Here is a 15,394-nt window from a genome sequence, read left to right as displayed (position 1 = left end):
GGGCGGCGCGGCGACACACGCCCCCCGCGGGGGGGGGGGGGGCCGCCCACCGCCGGGCGCGGGGGGTGACCCCCCCGCCCACCGGGCCGCGCGGAAGCGCACGGCGAGCGCACCGCGAGCGCACGGCGAGCGCACCGCGAGCGCACCCACCGCGCACGGAGTGAGCCGGGCGTAAGGCTGCGGAGCTGTATCGACCATGTCACTTACGTCGCACTTATGTATGGAGCCTGTCACGGAGCCCGTTCCCGCTGGCACGGCTGATCGTTTCTGCACTATCAAGATCCACGCAGGCATCGCTCGTGACGATGCCGCGTCAAAAGAGCACCTACATGGGGGAGCAGAAGAATGAGCACCATGCGACGGACCACCACGGGCGTCATCGGTCTGGCGGTCGCGGGCACCCTGACCCTGACCGGCTGCAAGAACGGCAACGAGGAGATCCCCGCCGCTCCGTCCGCTCCGGCCTCGTCCGCGCCCGCCGCCCCGGCGGAGCAGCCCAGCAGCGCGGCCCCGAGCTCGCCGTCCGGCTCCGGCACCGACGCGCCCGCCGCCGGCGCGGCCGGCCACGCCAAGTCCGGCCAGCAGTTCAAGATCGGCGAGACGGCGACGGTCCCGTTCGACTCCGGCAGCACCAAGGGCGGCACGATCGCCCTCACCGTCACCGCGATCGAGCAGGGCAACCCGGCCGATCTGGACGTCTTCAAGCTCGGCGACCAGGTCAAGGGCAAGGTTCCCTACTACATCCGTTACACGGTGAAGAACGTCGGCACCACCGACCTGTCCTTCGCCTCCGTCGGCCACATGAAGGGCCTGCTCGGCGACGGCTCCGAGGCCGGCAAGCTGTCCGTCTTCGGCAAGTTCGACAAGTGCCCGGTCGAGTCCCTGCCGAAGGGCTTCACCAACGGCCAGACCCAGACCGGTTGTGCGGTCGCGCTGGCCCCGTCGGCCGAGACCAAGGTCTCCGCGGCCGAGTACTGGGGCAACCCGTACAACTCCCTGAGCAAGGGCAAGGGCCTCGTCTGGAAGTAGGCGGCCACGAGGCGTCGGGGCGGCCCACCGGCCCCCGGCGGCAGCCACACCCGAGCCCCTGCGACGGCCCCCGTCGCAGGGGCTCACCCCGTTCCCGTTCCCCGGCCCGCCCGCCCCGCTCCCCCGCCCGCCCCGTTCCCCGGCCCGCCCGCCCCGGCGGGGCCACAATGGGGCCATGCCCGAAGGAGACAGCGTCTGGCGGGCGGCCGCCCGGCTGCACACCGCCCTGGCCGGTCGCGAGCTCACCCGCTGGGACCTGCGCGTCCCCCGTCTGGCGACCACCGACCTCACCGGGCGCACCACCCTGGAGGTCGTGCCGCGCGGCAAGCACCTCCTGGCCCGGTTCGAGGGCGGCCTCACCCTCCACACCCACCTGCGCATGGACGGCGCCTGGCACGTCTTCGCCGCCGGCCGGCCCTGGCACGGCGGCCCCGCCCACGAGATCCGCGCCGTGCTCGGCACCGCCGACCACACCGCCGTCGGCTACCGCCTCCCGGTCGTCGAACTGCTCCGCACCTCCGACGAGGACCGGGTCGTGGGCCACCTGGGCCCCGACCTCCTCGGCCCCGACTGGGACCCGGCCCGCGCCGCCGCCAACCTGCTCGCCGCCCCCGAGCGCCCCCTCGGCGAGGCCCTGCTCGACCAGCGCAACCTGGCCGGCATCGGCAACGTGTACAAGGCCGAGCTCTGCTTCCTGGCCCAGGTCACCCCGTGGACCCCGGTCGGGGACCTCCCCGACCCCGCAACCACCGCCGTCCGCATCGCCGAGGCCGCGCGGCGGCTGCTCGCCGCCAACACCGGCGAGCACGGGGGCCGCAACACCACCGGAAGCCGCCGCCCCGGCCAGGAGCTGTTCGTCTACGGCCGCGCCCACCGCCCGTGCCTGCGCTGCGGCGCCACCGTCCGCGAGGCACCGCAGGACGGGCGCCCGGCCTACTGGTGCCCCCGCTGCCAATCCGGCCCCACCCCGTAATCATCACCCCACAGTTGACGCATCGTCAGATACGGTCGTACGGTCCCGGCATGCCCTCACCCACCGAAGCGCCCCTGGCCGCGTACGACCTCACCGGACGCACCGCCCTCGTCACCGGGGCCGCGGGCGGCATCGGCCGGGCCACCGCCCTGTTCCTGGCCGCCGCGGGCGCGGCCGTGCACTGCGCCGACCGCGATCCCGAGGGCCTGGCCCAGACCGCCGAGTTGATTGCGAAGGCCGGCGGACGGGCCGTGGCCCACACCCTCGACGTCACCGACCGCGGCGCGCTCACGGCGGCCGTGGCCGCCGCCGGCCCGCTCGACATCGCCGCCGCGATCGCCGGGATCATGCACACCAGCAGCGTGTTGGACACGGCCGACGAGGACCTCGACCGCGTCTGGGACATCAACTTCAAGGGGGTCTGGCGCACCTGCCAGGAGGCCGCCCGCGCCATGATCGCCGCCGGCCGTCCCGGCTCCATCGTCACCATGGCCTCCGGCGCCGTCGACGCCGCCCAGCCCGGCCTGCTCTGCTACAGCGCCGCCAAGGCCGCGGTCGTCCAGCTCACCAGGACCCTCGCCACCGAGGTCGGCCCGCACGGCATCCGCGTCAACGCCGTCGCCCCCGGCTGGGTCCGCACCCCCATGACCGCCCGCCACGGCCCCGAGGTCCAGGAACGCACCGAGGCGGCGATGATCCGCATGTCCCCGCTCGGCCGGGTCGGCGAACCCGAGGACATCGCCCGGGCCGTGCTCTACCTCGCCTCGGACGCATCCTCGTTCATGACGGGCCAGATCCTGCGTCCGAACGGCGGGGTGTCGATGCCCTGGTAGCCGCCGTTCTGGTAGCCGCCGTTCTGGTAGCCGCCCGGGAGGGTTCCGGCGTGCAGTGCACCGGCAGCAGGCCCAGCCCCCAGCCGCCCACGGCCGCCGCCCCCTCCAGCGGGCCGGACTCCTCCGGCGCCAGTGCCAGCCGCAGCAGCGCCCAGCACCAGAGCACACCCGCCGCCAGGGCGAGGGGCACGAGTAATCGCCGCACGGCTGACTCCCGGGATGTGGCCGCGATACGGACTCGCACCATCCTCCCGCAAGCCCGCCGCCCCCGCACCCGGAACGGCCCGGAGCCCCGGCCGGTGCTCCATGCACCGACCGGGGCCCCGGCCACGCTCATGCCTTCACGGCTCGCGCACTCGCGCTCAGGCGGCTACGACGTTCACCGCTTCCGCAGGTGCCTTGATGGTCACCCGCTCCGGACCGCCCGCGACCGAGGTCACGGAAACCGAACCGAGCATCGGGCGGACCGGCACCGTCACCGGTTCGCTCGCCGCGGCCGACTGCGCCAGCTCCGCCAGCGACAGTTCGTCGCTGACCTCGCGCATCAGCTCGGACATCCGTACGTCCAACGCGTCGCAGATCGCGGAGAGCAGCTCGGAGGACGCCTCCTTCTGCCCCCGCTCCACCTCGGAAAGATAGCCGAGAGAAACTCGGGCGGACGAGGAGACTTCGCGCAGAGTACGGCCCTGGCGCTGGCGCTGCCGACGCAGCACGTCACCCAGCAGGCGACGGAGCAGAATCATCGGTGGCTCCCTCCTCTGACCGTGTAGCCGCATCCTTCACGCCCCACCGTACCGCCTCGCGCCGCGGCCGTGCGGGGAGCGATGTCGTGTTCACTCAGGGCTGCAAACATCAAATCCCCCCGTTCTGTTCCGTATCCTGCCCCCGCACATTCTCGCGGAGTTCGCTCACGAGAAGTTCGAGCACTGTCCGTGCACTCTCCCTACGGATTTCCCCACGGGAGCCGTTCAACCTCAGTGCCACGGTTTTCTCGTCCGCCGGCCCGGCCACGGCGACGAAAACCGTGCCCACCGGCTGCCCGTCCTGCGGGTCGGGACCGGCCACCCCGGTGGTCGCGATCCCCCACGAAGCCCCGAGCACGCGCCGCACCCCCGCCGCCATCTGGGCCGCGACCTGCGCGTTCACCGCACCCTCGGCCGCCAGTAGCCCGGCGTCCACTCCCAGTACCCGGTGCTTCAGCTCGGTGGCGTACGCCGTGACCGATCCGCGGAACGACCGGGATGCACCGGGTACGGCCGTCAGCTCCGCGGCCACCATCCCCCCGGTCAGCGACTCCGCGACCGCAACCGTCTGGTCACTCTCCGCAAGCAGTCGCAGTGCCTCCGCCGCGACCGCCCCTGCCCCGCCACCACCGGCGACGGCCTCCGCCCCGGCGCGCACGGCGCCCCGGTCCCCTGCGGATCCCCCCACCGCTTCTGTCACCTCGCGGCCCGCTCCGCGGCCAGACCCCTGCGCCGTAGCACCACGGCCTGGCGTACGTAGTCCAAACCGGTGACCACGGTCAGCAGGACGGCGGCCGCCATCACCCAGAACCGCAGGGACGCCAGCGGTCCGGTCAGCGCCAGCACATACATGCCGACCGCCGTGCCCTGGAACAGGGTCTTCAGCTTCCCGCCCCGGCTGGCCGGGATCACCCCGTAGCGGATCACCCAGAACCGCATCAGCGTGATCCCGAGCTCGCGCCCGAGGATCACCCCGGTCACCAGCCAGGGCAGGTCCCCCAGCCAGGAGAGACAGACCAGCGCCGACCCCATGATCGCCTTGTCGGCGATGGGGTCGGCGATCTTCCCGAAGTCCGTGACCAGGTTGTACGTACGGGCCAGGTGCCCGTCGAAGATGTCCGTGATCATGGCGACGGCGAACGCGGCCCAGGCCAGCGCGCGCCACACCGGGTCGTACCCGCCGTCGGCGAGGAGCAGGAGAACGAATCCCGGCACCAGGACGAGCCGGATCATCGTCAGGATGTTGGCGATGTTCCACAGGCTGGCCTGATTGACCGCCGCAGCGCCCAGCTTCGTGCCGGGAACGGGCCGGCGGCCGGTCCCGCCCGCCGCAGATGCCGGGACTCCTGTCATCCCGCCGCCTCCTCAAGGCCCAGGGGCTCGGCCACCAGGTCCACGCCCAGCGTGCCGACCACCTTCGCCGTCACCATGCGACCGGGCACCAGGCCCGTGCTGTCCGTGAAGACGACCTGGCCGTCGGTCTCGGGGGCCTGGTGCGCGGCGCGGCCGTAGGCGCCGTCGCCGTCCTCGTCGACCTCCTCGACGGACTCGACGAGCACCTCGAGGGTCTCGCCGAGGCGCTCCTCGGCGCGCTGCGAGGTGAGTTCCTCGGCGAGCATCTGCATGTGGGCGAGCCGCTCGGCGATGGTGTCCTCGTCGAGCTTGTGGTCGTACGTGAGGGCCTCGGTGCCCTCCTCGTCGGAGTAGCCGAAGACGCCGATGGCGTCGAGCCGCGCGTGGTTCAGGAAGCGCTCCAGCTCGGCGAAGTCGGCCTCGGTCTCGCCGGGGAAGCCGACGATGAAGTTGGACCGGACGCCGGCCTGCGGGGCCTTGGAGCGGATGGTGTCCAGCAGCTCCAGGAAGCGGTCGGTGTCGCCGAAGCGGCGCATGGCGCGCAGCACGTCGGGGGCGGAGTGCTGGAAGGACAGGTCGAAGTACGGCGCGACCTTGGGGGTCGAGGTCAGTACGTCGATCAGGCCGGGCCGCATCTCGGCGGGCTGGAGGTAGCTGACGCGGATGCGCTCGATGCCGTCCACGTCCGCCAGCTCGGGCAGCAGCGTCTCCAGCAGGCGGATGTCGCCGAGGTCCTTGCCGTACGAGGTGTTGTTCTCGGAGACCAGCATGACCTCCTTGACGCCCTGCTCCGCGAGCCAGCGCGTCTCGCCCAGCACGTCGGAGGGGCGGCGGGAGATGAAGGAGCCGCGGAACGACGGGATGGCGCAGAAGGAGCAGCGGCGGTCGCAGCCGGAGGCCAGCTTGACCGAGGCGACCGGGCTCTTGTCCAGGCGGCGGCGCAGCGGCGCGCGCGGCCCGGAGGCGGGGGCCACGCCGTCGGGCAGGTCGGCGGGGGCCTCGACGGCCGGCGCCTGGGCGTGGCCGGGCAGCGCCACGTCGGCCTGCTGGCGGTCGGCCGGGCTGATCGGGAGCAGCTTGCGGCGGTCGCGCGGGGTGTGGGAGGCGTGGATGCCTCCGCTGAGGATGGTCTGGAGGCGGTCGGAGATGTCGGCGTAGTCGTCGAAGCCGAGCACGCCGTCGGCCTCGGGGAGCGCCTCGGCGAGCTCCTTGCCGTAGCGCTCGGCCATGCAGCCGACGGCGACGACGGCCTGGGTGCGGCCGCCCCCCTCCTTCGCTGCGGCCTTCAGATCGTTGGCCTCCAGCAGGGCGTCTACGGAGTCCTTCTTCGCGGCTTCGACGAAGCCACAGGTGTTGACGACGGCGACGTCCGCGTCGGCGGCGTCCTCGACGAGCTCCCAGCCATCCGCCGCCAAGCGGCCTGCGAGCTCCTCCGAGTCCACCTCGTTACGGGCGCAGCCAAGAGTGACAAGGGCGACGGTACGGCGTTCGGGCATGGACTCAAGACTACTTTGTCCAAACGCCGACCCCCGCCCCAAGTCCCGGTAAACCAAGATCCCCGGGGTGCGATACGGCACCCCGGGGATCCGGAATTTTGCATTCTGCGCTGCTCAGCCCGCCTGGGCCGCCCCCGTACGGGGGTCGTCCTTGGTGTATGTGAGACGTTCCACCTGACCTGACCGGAATTCTTCCTTGATCTCCTTGCCGTTCACGAACAGCGTCACGACCCCGGCGTCGCCGAGGACGAGATCGATGGATTCCTTGTCGGTGAAGGTCTTGGACTCGCCCGGGGCCAGCGTCCCGTCGAAGAGCAGCCGGCCGCTGTGGTCCTTGGCCGAGATCCAGCTCTCGCCGTCGTTGGCCGTGATCGCCACCGTGACGAGGTCCTTGGGCGCGGCCGCGATGGCGCTGTCCGAGGGCTCCGGCTTCGGCGCGGCCGGGCTGGCCGGCGTCTGCTGGGGCTGCGCGGCCGGCTTGCCGGCGGACTGCTTGGGCGCCGCCTTCGTGGCGGCGGAGCCCTCCGCCAGCGGGCGCGGTTCCTTGCCGTCGCCGCCGAAGGCGGTGAACCCGACGAAGCCGATCACGGCGACGATGGCGGCGACCATGGCCGCGGTCCAGTTGGGCCGCTGCCGCTCGGGACGGATGCGCTCGGCCTCGAACATCGGCGCGGCCGGCGTGGGGGCCGGGCGGCCGCCGTGGGCCGCGTCGTACGCCTCGACCAGAGGTGCCGGGTCGAGGCGGACGGCGCGCGCGAGCGTGCGGATGTGGCCGCGGGCGTAGACGTCGCCGCCGCAGCGCGTGAAATCGTCAGCTTCGATCGCGTGCACGATCGGGATGCGCACGCGGGTGGTGGAACTGACCTCGTCGACGGTGAGCCCGGCGGCGATCCGGGCCTTCTTCAGCACCGTCCCGATGGACGGCTCCTCGGAAGTACGGTCAATGATGCGGTCCTCGGACCCGTCGCCGGTCGAAGCCCGCTCATCTTCTGGGGAGTTGGAGTTGCCGATGGACACGAGGGCGCCTTTCGAGCGTGTAGCCACCTGCTGGACGTCCAGTCTAGGGGTGTGACGAAAAGGAGGAGCAACCGGAGGGGTGGAGTCCATACGCCATCCGAATGGTCTTCGGAGGCCGGCGGTGCAGCGGCGGGCTGGCCCCCGTGACGCGGCTTCGGGTGCGGTTCCGCCACCTCCCTCAACTAGACGTGGGCCCAAGGGAAACGGTTGCCCGCCGAATGATTACGGTTGGGCCTCCCCGCGGATGACGGCGAGGACTCCGTCCAGCTCATCGGCCTTCACCAGCACGTCCCGCGCCTTCGAACCCTCGCTCGGGCCGACGATTCCCCGCGACTCCATGAGGTCCATGAGCCGGCCGGCCTTGGCGAAGCCCACCCGCAGCTTGCGCTGGAGCATCGAGGTCGACCCGAACTGGGTGGAGACCACCAGCTCCGCCGCCTGGCACAGCAGGTCCAGGTCGTCGCCGATCTCCTCGTCGATCTCCTTCTTCTGCGCCTGCCCGACGGTGACGTCGTCCCGGAAGACGGGCGCCATCTGGTCCTTGCAGTGCTGGACGACCTTGGCGACCTCCTCCTCGGTGACGAAGGCGCCCTGGAGGCGGACGGGCTTGTTGGCGCCCATCGGCAGGAACAGGCCGTCGCCCTTGCCGATGAGCTTCTCCGCGCCCGGCTGGTCGAGGATGACCCGGCTGTCGGCGAGCGAGGACGTGGCGAACGCGAGCCGCGAGGGCACGTTCGCCTTGATCAGCCCGGTGACCACGTCCACCGAGGGCCGCTGCGTGGCGAGCACCAGGTGGATGCCGGCCGCACGGGCCAGCTGCGTGATCCGGACGATGGAGTCCTCCACGTCGCGCGGGGCGACCATCATCAGGTCGGCCAGCTCGTCGACGATCACCAGCAGGTACGGGTACGGGCTGAGCTCCCGCTCGCTCCCCGGCGGCAGTTTGATCTTGCCGTCCCGGATGGCCCGGTTGAAGTCGTCGATGTGCCGGTATCCGAAGGCCGCCAGGTCGTCGTAGCGCAGGTCCATCTCGCGGACGACCCATTGCAGGGCCTCGGCGGCCCGCTTGGGGTTGGTGATGATCGGGGTGATCAGGTGCGGGATGCCCTCGTACGCCGTCAGCTCCACCCGCTTGGGGTCCACGAGCACCATCCGGACGTCCTCCGGGGTGGCCCGGACCATGATCGAGGTGATCAGGCAGTTGATGCAGGAGGACTTGCCGGAACCGGTGGCGCCGGCGACCAGTACGTGCGGCATCTTCGCGAGGTTGGCCATGACGTAGCCGCCCTCGACGTCCTTGCCGAGGGCCACCAGCATCGGGTGGTCGTCCTCGGCGGAGTCCGCCAGCCGCAGGACGTCGCCCAGGTTCACCATCTCGCGGTCGGTGTTCGGGATCTCGATGCCGACCGCGGACTTGCCCGGGATCGGGCTGATGATCCGGACGTCCGGGCTGGCCACGGCGTACGCGATGTTCTTGGTCAGCGCGGTGATCCGCTCGACCTTGACGGCCGCGCCGAGGGTGACCTCGTACCGGGTGACCGTCGGGCCGCGGGTGAAGCCGGTGACGTCCGCATCGACCTTGAACTCGCTGAAGACGTTGCGCAGCGAGTCGACGACGGCGTCGTTGGCGGCGCTGCGCGTCTTGCCCGGTCCGCCACGCTCCAGCAGGTCCAGCGAGGGCAGGGCGTACGTGATGTCCCCGCGCAGCTGGAGCTGCTCCGCGCGCGGCGGCAGCGGCGAGGACTCCGGCGGCGCCTTGGTCAGGTCCGGCACCGACAGGGTCCCCGAGGCCGCGGCGGTGGTGTCGTGCGGGGCCCCGGCGGACCCGGCGGCGTCCCCGGTGGAGGCCGCGGCCGCCGCCGCGGGGGTCAGGCTGCCGGCGGGCCGGGCGGCGTCCCGGCCGGTGTCCGCGGACCGTCCGGAGCGGGCCGGCGGCACCGGGGTGGTGGTCTCCGTGCCCTCGTGCGCGCCGGAGATGCCCCGGGTGAGGTCGGCGACCAGCGGGGAGGGCGGCATCCCGCCCAGCACGACGCCCTCGAACGAGGCGGCGGCGGCCGCGGCCACGTCCACGGCGTCCATCTCCCGCTCCTCGGCGGGCCGGACCGGGGTCCTGCGCGGCCGGCGCCGGCGGACGAGCGCCTCCTCCTCGGCGGTGTCCGCGGGGTCGGCGGCCCGTCCGCCGCGGGCCCGCCACCGCTCGGGGTCGTGCCTGCCCCCGCGGCCGGCAGCGGCCTCCCGCCCGTACTCCACGTCCCCGGCGTGCTCGCCGTCCTCGTCGTACGCGTTCGGCTCGATGATCCCGAGCCGGATGCCGAGCCGCCGCAGCCGCCGCGGGATCGCGTTGACCGGCGTCGCCGTCACCACGAGCAGCCCGAAGACGGTGAGCAGCACCAGCATCGGCACGGCCAGCGGCGCGCCCATGGTGAAGATCAGCGGCTTGGACGCGGCCCAGCCGACGAGCCCGCCCGCGTTCTGCATGGCGGTGGTGCCCTCGTCCCGGCCGGGCGCCCCGCAGGCGATGTGCACGAGGCCGAGCACCCCGACGGCGAGCGCGGACAGGCCGATGCCGATGCGGCCGTTGGCATCGGGCTGGTCGGGGTGGCGGATGAAACGTACCGCCATGATGCCGAGGATGATCGGCACGAGCAGGTCGAGACGGCCGACGGCCCCGGTGACCAGCATGGTGACCAGTTCCCCGACGGGACCGCTCAGATTGGACCAGGTGCCGGCGGCCACGATCAGCGCGAGGGCGAGCAGCAGCAGCGCGACGCCGTCCTTGCGGTGCGCGGGGTCGAGGTTCCTGGCCCCCTGGCCGATCCCGCGGAACACCGCGCCGACCGCGTGGGCGCAGCCCAGCCAGAGGGCGCGCACGAGCCGCACCACGCCTCCGGTCGGGGAGGGCGCGGGCTTGGCCGGCGCCTTCCGGGCGGGAGGCCGCTTCGCCGCCGTCTTCTTGGCGGCGGGCCCCCGTGCGGGAGCCGCCTTCTTCGCCGGCGCCGCCGTACGGCCGGTACGGCCCTTCGCGGTGCCCGCGCTGCTCTGGGAACCCTTGCCGGACGTACGTGAGGCCATGGGGCCGAGGTTACCGGTGCGCGCGCCGGTGGACACGCGTGCCCACCCCTTCACCCTTTCGTGTCGGCCGCATCATCGGCTGCTTGACGCACCGCCAGACCTGACACACCGCCAGGCGGGCCCGGGCGAACCCGGGCGGGGCCGCAGACGGTCCGACCGGTCCGCTCAGTTCTGCGCGGGCAGCACCGGCGCCGCCCCGCCGGCCCCGGGCTCCAGCGCGTCCAGCGCCCGCCGCAGCCCGGTGAGTTTGCGCTCCAGATGGGCCGCGGTCGCCACGACCGCCGGATCGGCAGCCTCCTCGCCGAGCTGCTTCGACAGCGCCTCGGCCTGCTCCTCGACCGCCGCCAGCCGCGCGGAGAGCTCGGCCAGCAGCCCGGCCGTCTCCTTGGTGGTGTCGCCGCCCGCGCCGCCGCCCTCCAGCTGGAGGCGCAGCAGCGCGGCCTGCTCCCGCAGCTTGCAGTTCTTGGTGTACAGCTCCACGAACACCGAGACCTTGGCCCGCAGCACCCACGGGTCGAAGGGCTTGGAGATGTAGTCCACCGCGCCCGCCGCATAGCCCCGGAACGTGTGGTGCGGACCGTGGTTGATCGCGGTGAGGAAGATGATCGGGATGTCCCGGGTCCGCTCCCGCCGCTTGATGTGCGCGGCCGTCTCGAACCCGTCCATCCCGGGCATCTGCACATCCAGCAGGATGACCGCGAAATCGTCCGTCAGCAGCGCCTTGAGCGCTTCCTCCCCCGACGACGCCCGGACCAGTGTCTGATCGAGCGCGGAGAGGATGGCCTCCAACGCCAGCAGATTCTCCGGCCGGTCATCGACCAGGAGGATCTTGGCCTTCTGCACCATGCCCTGTCCTCCTCGCCCCGGCATGGGGCCTCCCCGGCTCCTGGCACCGGCGTGTACGCCGGGCCCCGCCCCAGAGGACGGCATCCTTGCGCCGCCCGTCCTTGTGCCGGTCATCGTAGCCCCAGTCCCGAGATCGCCACACCCTGTCACCAAGATGTCACTGTGCACGAAGCGGAAACGGTGTGGGGGAGCTGAAGGTTCCCCGTTCCGCTCCCTCCCACACCCGCTTCGCCACAGTCAGTCAGCAATTGGTACCGGACCGATCGGCTGCCGGTCACTCGCCGCGCATCCACTGCTCCATCACCGAAAGCAGGTAGTCCGGGTCGACCGGCTTGGTGACGTAATCGGACGCACCGGAGTCGATCGCCTTCTCGCGGTCCCCCTTCATCGCCTTCGCCGTCAACGCGATGATCGGCAGCCCCGCGAACTGCGGCATCCGCCGGATCGCCGCGGTCGTCGCGTACCCGTCCATCTCCGGCATCATGATGTCCATCAGCACGACCGCCACGTCGTCGTGCTGCTCCAGCACCTCGATGCCCTCCCGGCCGTTCTCCGCGTACAGCACCGCCAGCCCGTGCTGCTCCAGCACGCTGGTCAGCGCGAAGACGTTGCGCACGTCGTCGTCCACGATGAGCACCCGCTCGCCGTGGAAGTCGTACGTGCGCGGCACCGCCGCAAGCTCCTCCTCCGGGCTGACCCAGCCGTCCTCCGGGCCCACCGCGTACGGCTGCCCCGGCACCGACGTACGCGGCTCCGCGTCGATCGGCGCCTTGCGGCGCCGCCGGAACAGCGCGGCGCCGCCCTGCGCCTGACCGGCCGGCCCACTGCCCAGCTGCCCCGCCCGCACCGCATGCGGCTGCGGCCGCTGCACCTGGCCCTGCACCAGCGGCGCGTGCGCCCCGGCCGGCGCCACGGCCACCGGCGCCGGCGTCATCGGCAGCACCGGAACCATCCCGTCGACCTGCCGGTGGTAGCCGTCTGCGCGGCCCCCGCCCGGCTGCGGCGACGCGTAGCCCTGCGGCGGCAGCTCGCTCGGGTGCAGCGGCAGGTACAGGGTGAAGGTCGACCCGCGGCCCGGCTCACTGGCCGCGTGGATCTCCCCGCCCAGCAGCCGGGCGATCTCCCGGCTGATGGACAGCCCGAGCCCCGTGCCGCCGTACTTCCGGCTCGTGGTCCCGTCCGCCTGCTTGAACGCCTCGAAGATCACCAGCATCTTGCTGGCCGCGATCCCGATGCCGGTGTCCGTCACCGAGAACGCGATCAGGTCCGCGTCCGCGTCCCGCAGCGAACCCGCCTCCAGCAGCTGCTCCCGGATCGCCGCCGGCACGTCGGACCCGGCCGGGCGGATCACCAGCTCCACCGCCCCCGTGTCGGTGAACTTCACCGCGTTCGACAGCAGGTTGCGCAGCACCTGCAACAGCCGCTGCTCGTCGGTGTGCAGGGTGGCCGGCAGCTCCGGGGACACCCGTACCGAGAAGTCCAGGCCCTTCTCCGCGGTCAGCGGCCGGAACGTGGCCTCCACGTAGTCGACCAGCTGCACCAGCGCGATCCGGGTCGGGGACACGTCCATCTTCCCCGCCTCGACCTTCGACAGGTCCAGGATGTCGTTGATCAGCTGGAGGAGGTCCGAGCCGGCCCCGTGGATGGTCTCGGCGAACTCCACCTGCTTCGGCGACAGGTTCTCGTCCGCGTTGTCGGCGAGCAGCTTGGCCAGGATCAGCAGCGAGTTCAGCGGGGTGCGCAACTCGTGCGACATGTTCGCCAGGAACTCGCTCTTGTAGCGCATCGAGACCGCCAGCTGCTCGGCCCGCTCCTCCAGGACCTGCCGGGCCTCCTCGATCTCGGTGTTCTTCACCTCGATGTCCCGGTTCTGCTGGGCCAGCAGCTCCGCCTTCTCCTCCAGCTCCGCGTTGGCCGCCTGGAGCGCCTTTTGCCGGTTCTCCAGCTCGTCGGAGCGCTCGCGCAGCTGCTCGGTCATCTCCTGCGACTGCTTGAGCAGCATCTCCGTCTTGGAGTTGACGCTGATCGTGTTGACGCTCGTACCGATCATCTCGGCGATCTGGCTGAGGAAGTCCTTCTGGATCTGCGCGAACGGCTGGAAGGACGCCAGCTCGATGACTCCGAGCACCTTCCCCTCGAACAGCACCGGCAACACGATCACCTGCGCCGGCGGCGCCTCGCCGAGCCCCGAGGAGATCTTCAGGTAGCCGGGCGGGGTGTTCTCGACCAGGATCGTCCGCTTCTCCTCGGCGACGGTCCCGATCAGCCCCTCCCCCGGCCGGAACATGGTCGGCATCTGGCCGCCCGCGTACCCGTAGCTCCCGCGCATCCGCAGCTCGTACGAGCCGTCGGGGCCCCCGTCGGTCCCGATCTCGGTGATTCCGCCGGACGGCACCGCGAGGAAGAACGCCCCGTGCTGCGCCGAGACCACCGGGGTGAGCTCACTCATGATCAGCGAGGCCACGTCGTCCAGGTCCCGGCGGCCCTGCATCAGCGCCGAGATCCGGGCGAGGTTGCTCTTGAGCCAGTCCTGCTCCTCGTTGGCCAAGGTGGTGTCGCGCAGGTTCGCGATCATCGTGTTGATGTTGTCCTGGAGGACCTGGATCTCGCCCGCCGCGTCCACGTCGATCTTCAGGTTGAGATCGCCACGGGTCACCGCCGTGGCCACCGCGGCGATCGCACGCACCTGCCGGGTCAGGTTCCCGGCCATCTCGTTCACCGACTCGGTGAGGTCGCGCCAGGTGCCGTCGACGTCCCGCACCCGGGCCTGACCGCCCAGGATGCCCTCGGTCCCCACCTCGCGGGCCACCCGCGTGACCTGGTCGGCGAACGACGACAGCTGGTCCACCATCGTGTTGATCGTGGTCTTCAGCTCCAGGATCTCGCCGCGCGCATCGATGTCGATCTTCTTGGTCATGTCGCCCTTGGCGATGGCCGTCGTCACCATGGCGATCTGCCGCACCTGGCCGGTCAGGTTGGACGCCATGAAGTTCACCGAGTCGGTGAGGTCCTTCCACGTCCCGGACACCCCCGGCACATGGGCCTGGCCGCCCAGCCGGCCCTCCGTGCCCACCTCGCGGGCCACCCGGGTCACCTCGTCCGCGAACGAGGACAGCGTCTTCACCATCGTGTTGACCGTGTCGGCGAGCTGCGCGACCTCGCCGCGCGCCTCCACCGTCACCTTCTTGGTCAGGTCGCCGTTGGCGACCGCCGCCGAGACCTGGGAGATGTTGCGCACCTGCGACGTCAGGTTGTTCGCCATCAGGTTGACGTTGTCGGTGAGGTCCTTCCAGATGCCCGTCACGCCGCGCACCCGGGCCTGACCGCCCAGGATGCCCTCGGACCCCACCTCGCGGGCCACCCGCGTCACCTGCTCCGCGAACGAGGACAGCTGGTCCACCATCGTGTTGACGGTCGTGACCAGCTCCAGGATCTCGCCCTTGGCGTCCACGGTGATCTTCTTGGAGAGGTCGCCCGTCGCGACCGCAGTGGTCACCTCGGCGATGTTACGCACCTGCGAGGTGAGGTTGTTCGCCATGAAGTTGACGGACTGCGTGAGGTCCTTCCAGGTGCCGGAGACGCCCTTCACCTCCGCCTGCCCGCCCAGGATCCCCTCGGTGCCCACCTCGCGGGCCACCCGCGTCACCTGCTCCGCGAAGTTCGACAGCTGGTCCACCATCGTGTTGATGGTGTTCTTCAGCTCCAGGATCTCGCCGCGCGCATCCACGTCGATCTTCTGCGACAGGTCACCGCGCGCCACCGCCGTCGCGACCTGCGCGATGTTGCGGACCTGCGAGGTCAGGTTCCCGGCCATGCCGTTCACCGAGTCCGTGAGGTCCCGCCACACGCCGGCCACCCCGGGCACCTGCGCCTGGCCGCCGAGCCGGCCCTCCGTGCCCACGTCCCGGGCCACCCGGGTCACCTGCTCCGCGAAGGCCGACAGCTGGTCCACCATCGTGTTGATGGTGTTCTTCAGCTCCAGGATCTCGCCGCGCGCATCCACGTCGATCTTCTGCGACAGGTCACCGCGCG

At 71.7% G+C, this 15,394-nt stretch carries 11 protein-coding genes; 3 read left to right on the top strand and 8 right to left on the bottom strand.

Features of this window, described 5'->3' with window-relative positions:
* The first annotated feature begins 345 nt into the window (after positions 1 to 345).
* The 3 genes from ACFVGY_RS16210 (at position 346) to ACFVGY_RS16200 (ending at position 2,835) form a co-directional block, all read left to right on the top strand.
* Entirely contained in the window at positions 346 to 1,029 is a 684-nt protein-coding gene (locus ACFVGY_RS16210; protein WP_385677036.1) for a hypothetical protein, read from the top strand.
* 175 nt (positions 1,030 to 1,204) lie between these two features.
* Positions 1,205 to 2,002, top strand: coding sequence for a DNA-formamidopyrimidine glycosylase family protein (locus tag ACFVGY_RS16205; protein ID WP_385677033.1), 798 nt, complete (start codon positions 1,205 to 1,207; stop codon positions 2,000 to 2,002).
* A 50-nt stretch (positions 2,003 to 2,052) separates the two neighbouring features.
* Positions 2,053 to 2,835, top strand: coding sequence for an SDR family NAD(P)-dependent oxidoreductase (locus tag ACFVGY_RS16200; protein WP_385677030.1), 783 nt, complete (start codon positions 2,053 to 2,055; stop codon positions 2,833 to 2,835).
* Positions 2,836 to 3,197: 362 nt separating this feature from the next.
* Here the strand turns inward: ACFVGY_RS16200 and ACFVGY_RS16195 are convergent, their stop codons facing one another.
* From ACFVGY_RS16195 to ACFVGY_RS16160, 8 genes are all read right to left on the bottom strand, one after another.
* Entirely contained in the window at positions 3,198 to 3,578 is a 381-nt protein-coding gene (locus ACFVGY_RS16195) for a helix-turn-helix transcriptional regulator (RefSeq protein WP_361101144.1), read from the bottom strand.
* A gap of 109 nt (positions 3,579 to 3,687) precedes the next feature.
* Positions 3,688 to 4,236: a CinA family protein gene (locus ACFVGY_RS16190; RefSeq protein WP_385677027.1), complete on the bottom strand. Its 549-nt coding sequence runs from the start codon at positions 4,234 to 4,236 to the stop codon at positions 3,688 to 3,690.
* A 38-nt stretch (positions 4,237 to 4,274) separates the two neighbouring features.
* Positions 4,275 to 4,931, bottom strand: a complete 657-nt coding sequence (gene pgsA, locus ACFVGY_RS16185) for a CDP-diacylglycerol--glycerol-3-phosphate 3-phosphatidyltransferase (protein WP_385677025.1) — start codon at positions 4,929 to 4,931, stop codon at positions 4,275 to 4,277.
* Positions 4,928 to 6,427: a 30S ribosomal protein S12 methylthiotransferase RimO gene (gene rimO, locus ACFVGY_RS16180; RefSeq protein ID WP_385677022.1), complete on the bottom strand. Its 1,500-nt coding sequence runs from the start codon at positions 6,425 to 6,427 to the stop codon at positions 4,928 to 4,930. Before rimO ends, pgsA begins: the two co-directional genes overlap by 4 nt.
* A 114-nt stretch (positions 6,428 to 6,541) precedes the next feature.
* Positions 6,542 to 7,444, bottom strand: a complete 903-nt coding sequence (locus ACFVGY_RS16175) for a RodZ domain-containing protein (RefSeq protein WP_385677019.1) — start codon at positions 7,442 to 7,444, stop codon at positions 6,542 to 6,544.
* Between the two features lie 222 nt (positions 7,445 to 7,666).
* Complete coding sequence (locus ACFVGY_RS16170; protein WP_385677016.1) at positions 7,667 to 10,516, bottom strand: DNA translocase FtsK; 2,850 nt, start codon at positions 10,514 to 10,516, stop codon at positions 7,667 to 7,669.
* A gap of 165 nt (positions 10,517 to 10,681) precedes the next feature.
* Positions 10,682 to 11,362, bottom strand: coding sequence for a two-component system response regulator (locus tag ACFVGY_RS16165; protein ID WP_385677013.1), 681 nt, complete (start codon positions 11,360 to 11,362; stop codon positions 10,682 to 10,684).
* 274 nt (positions 11,363 to 11,636) lie between these two features.
* Positions 11,637 to 15,394: HAMP domain-containing protein (locus ACFVGY_RS16160; RefSeq protein WP_385677010.1), on the bottom strand; the 3,758-nt coding region annotated here is incomplete at its 5' end.

This window comes from Streptomyces sp. NPDC127106, assembly GCF_042677605.1.
In the GTDB taxonomy this organism is placed as follows: Bacteria; Actinomycetota; Actinomycetes; order Streptomycetales; family Streptomycetaceae; genus Streptomyces.
This window is presented reverse-complemented; position numbering and strand designations above follow the sequence as displayed.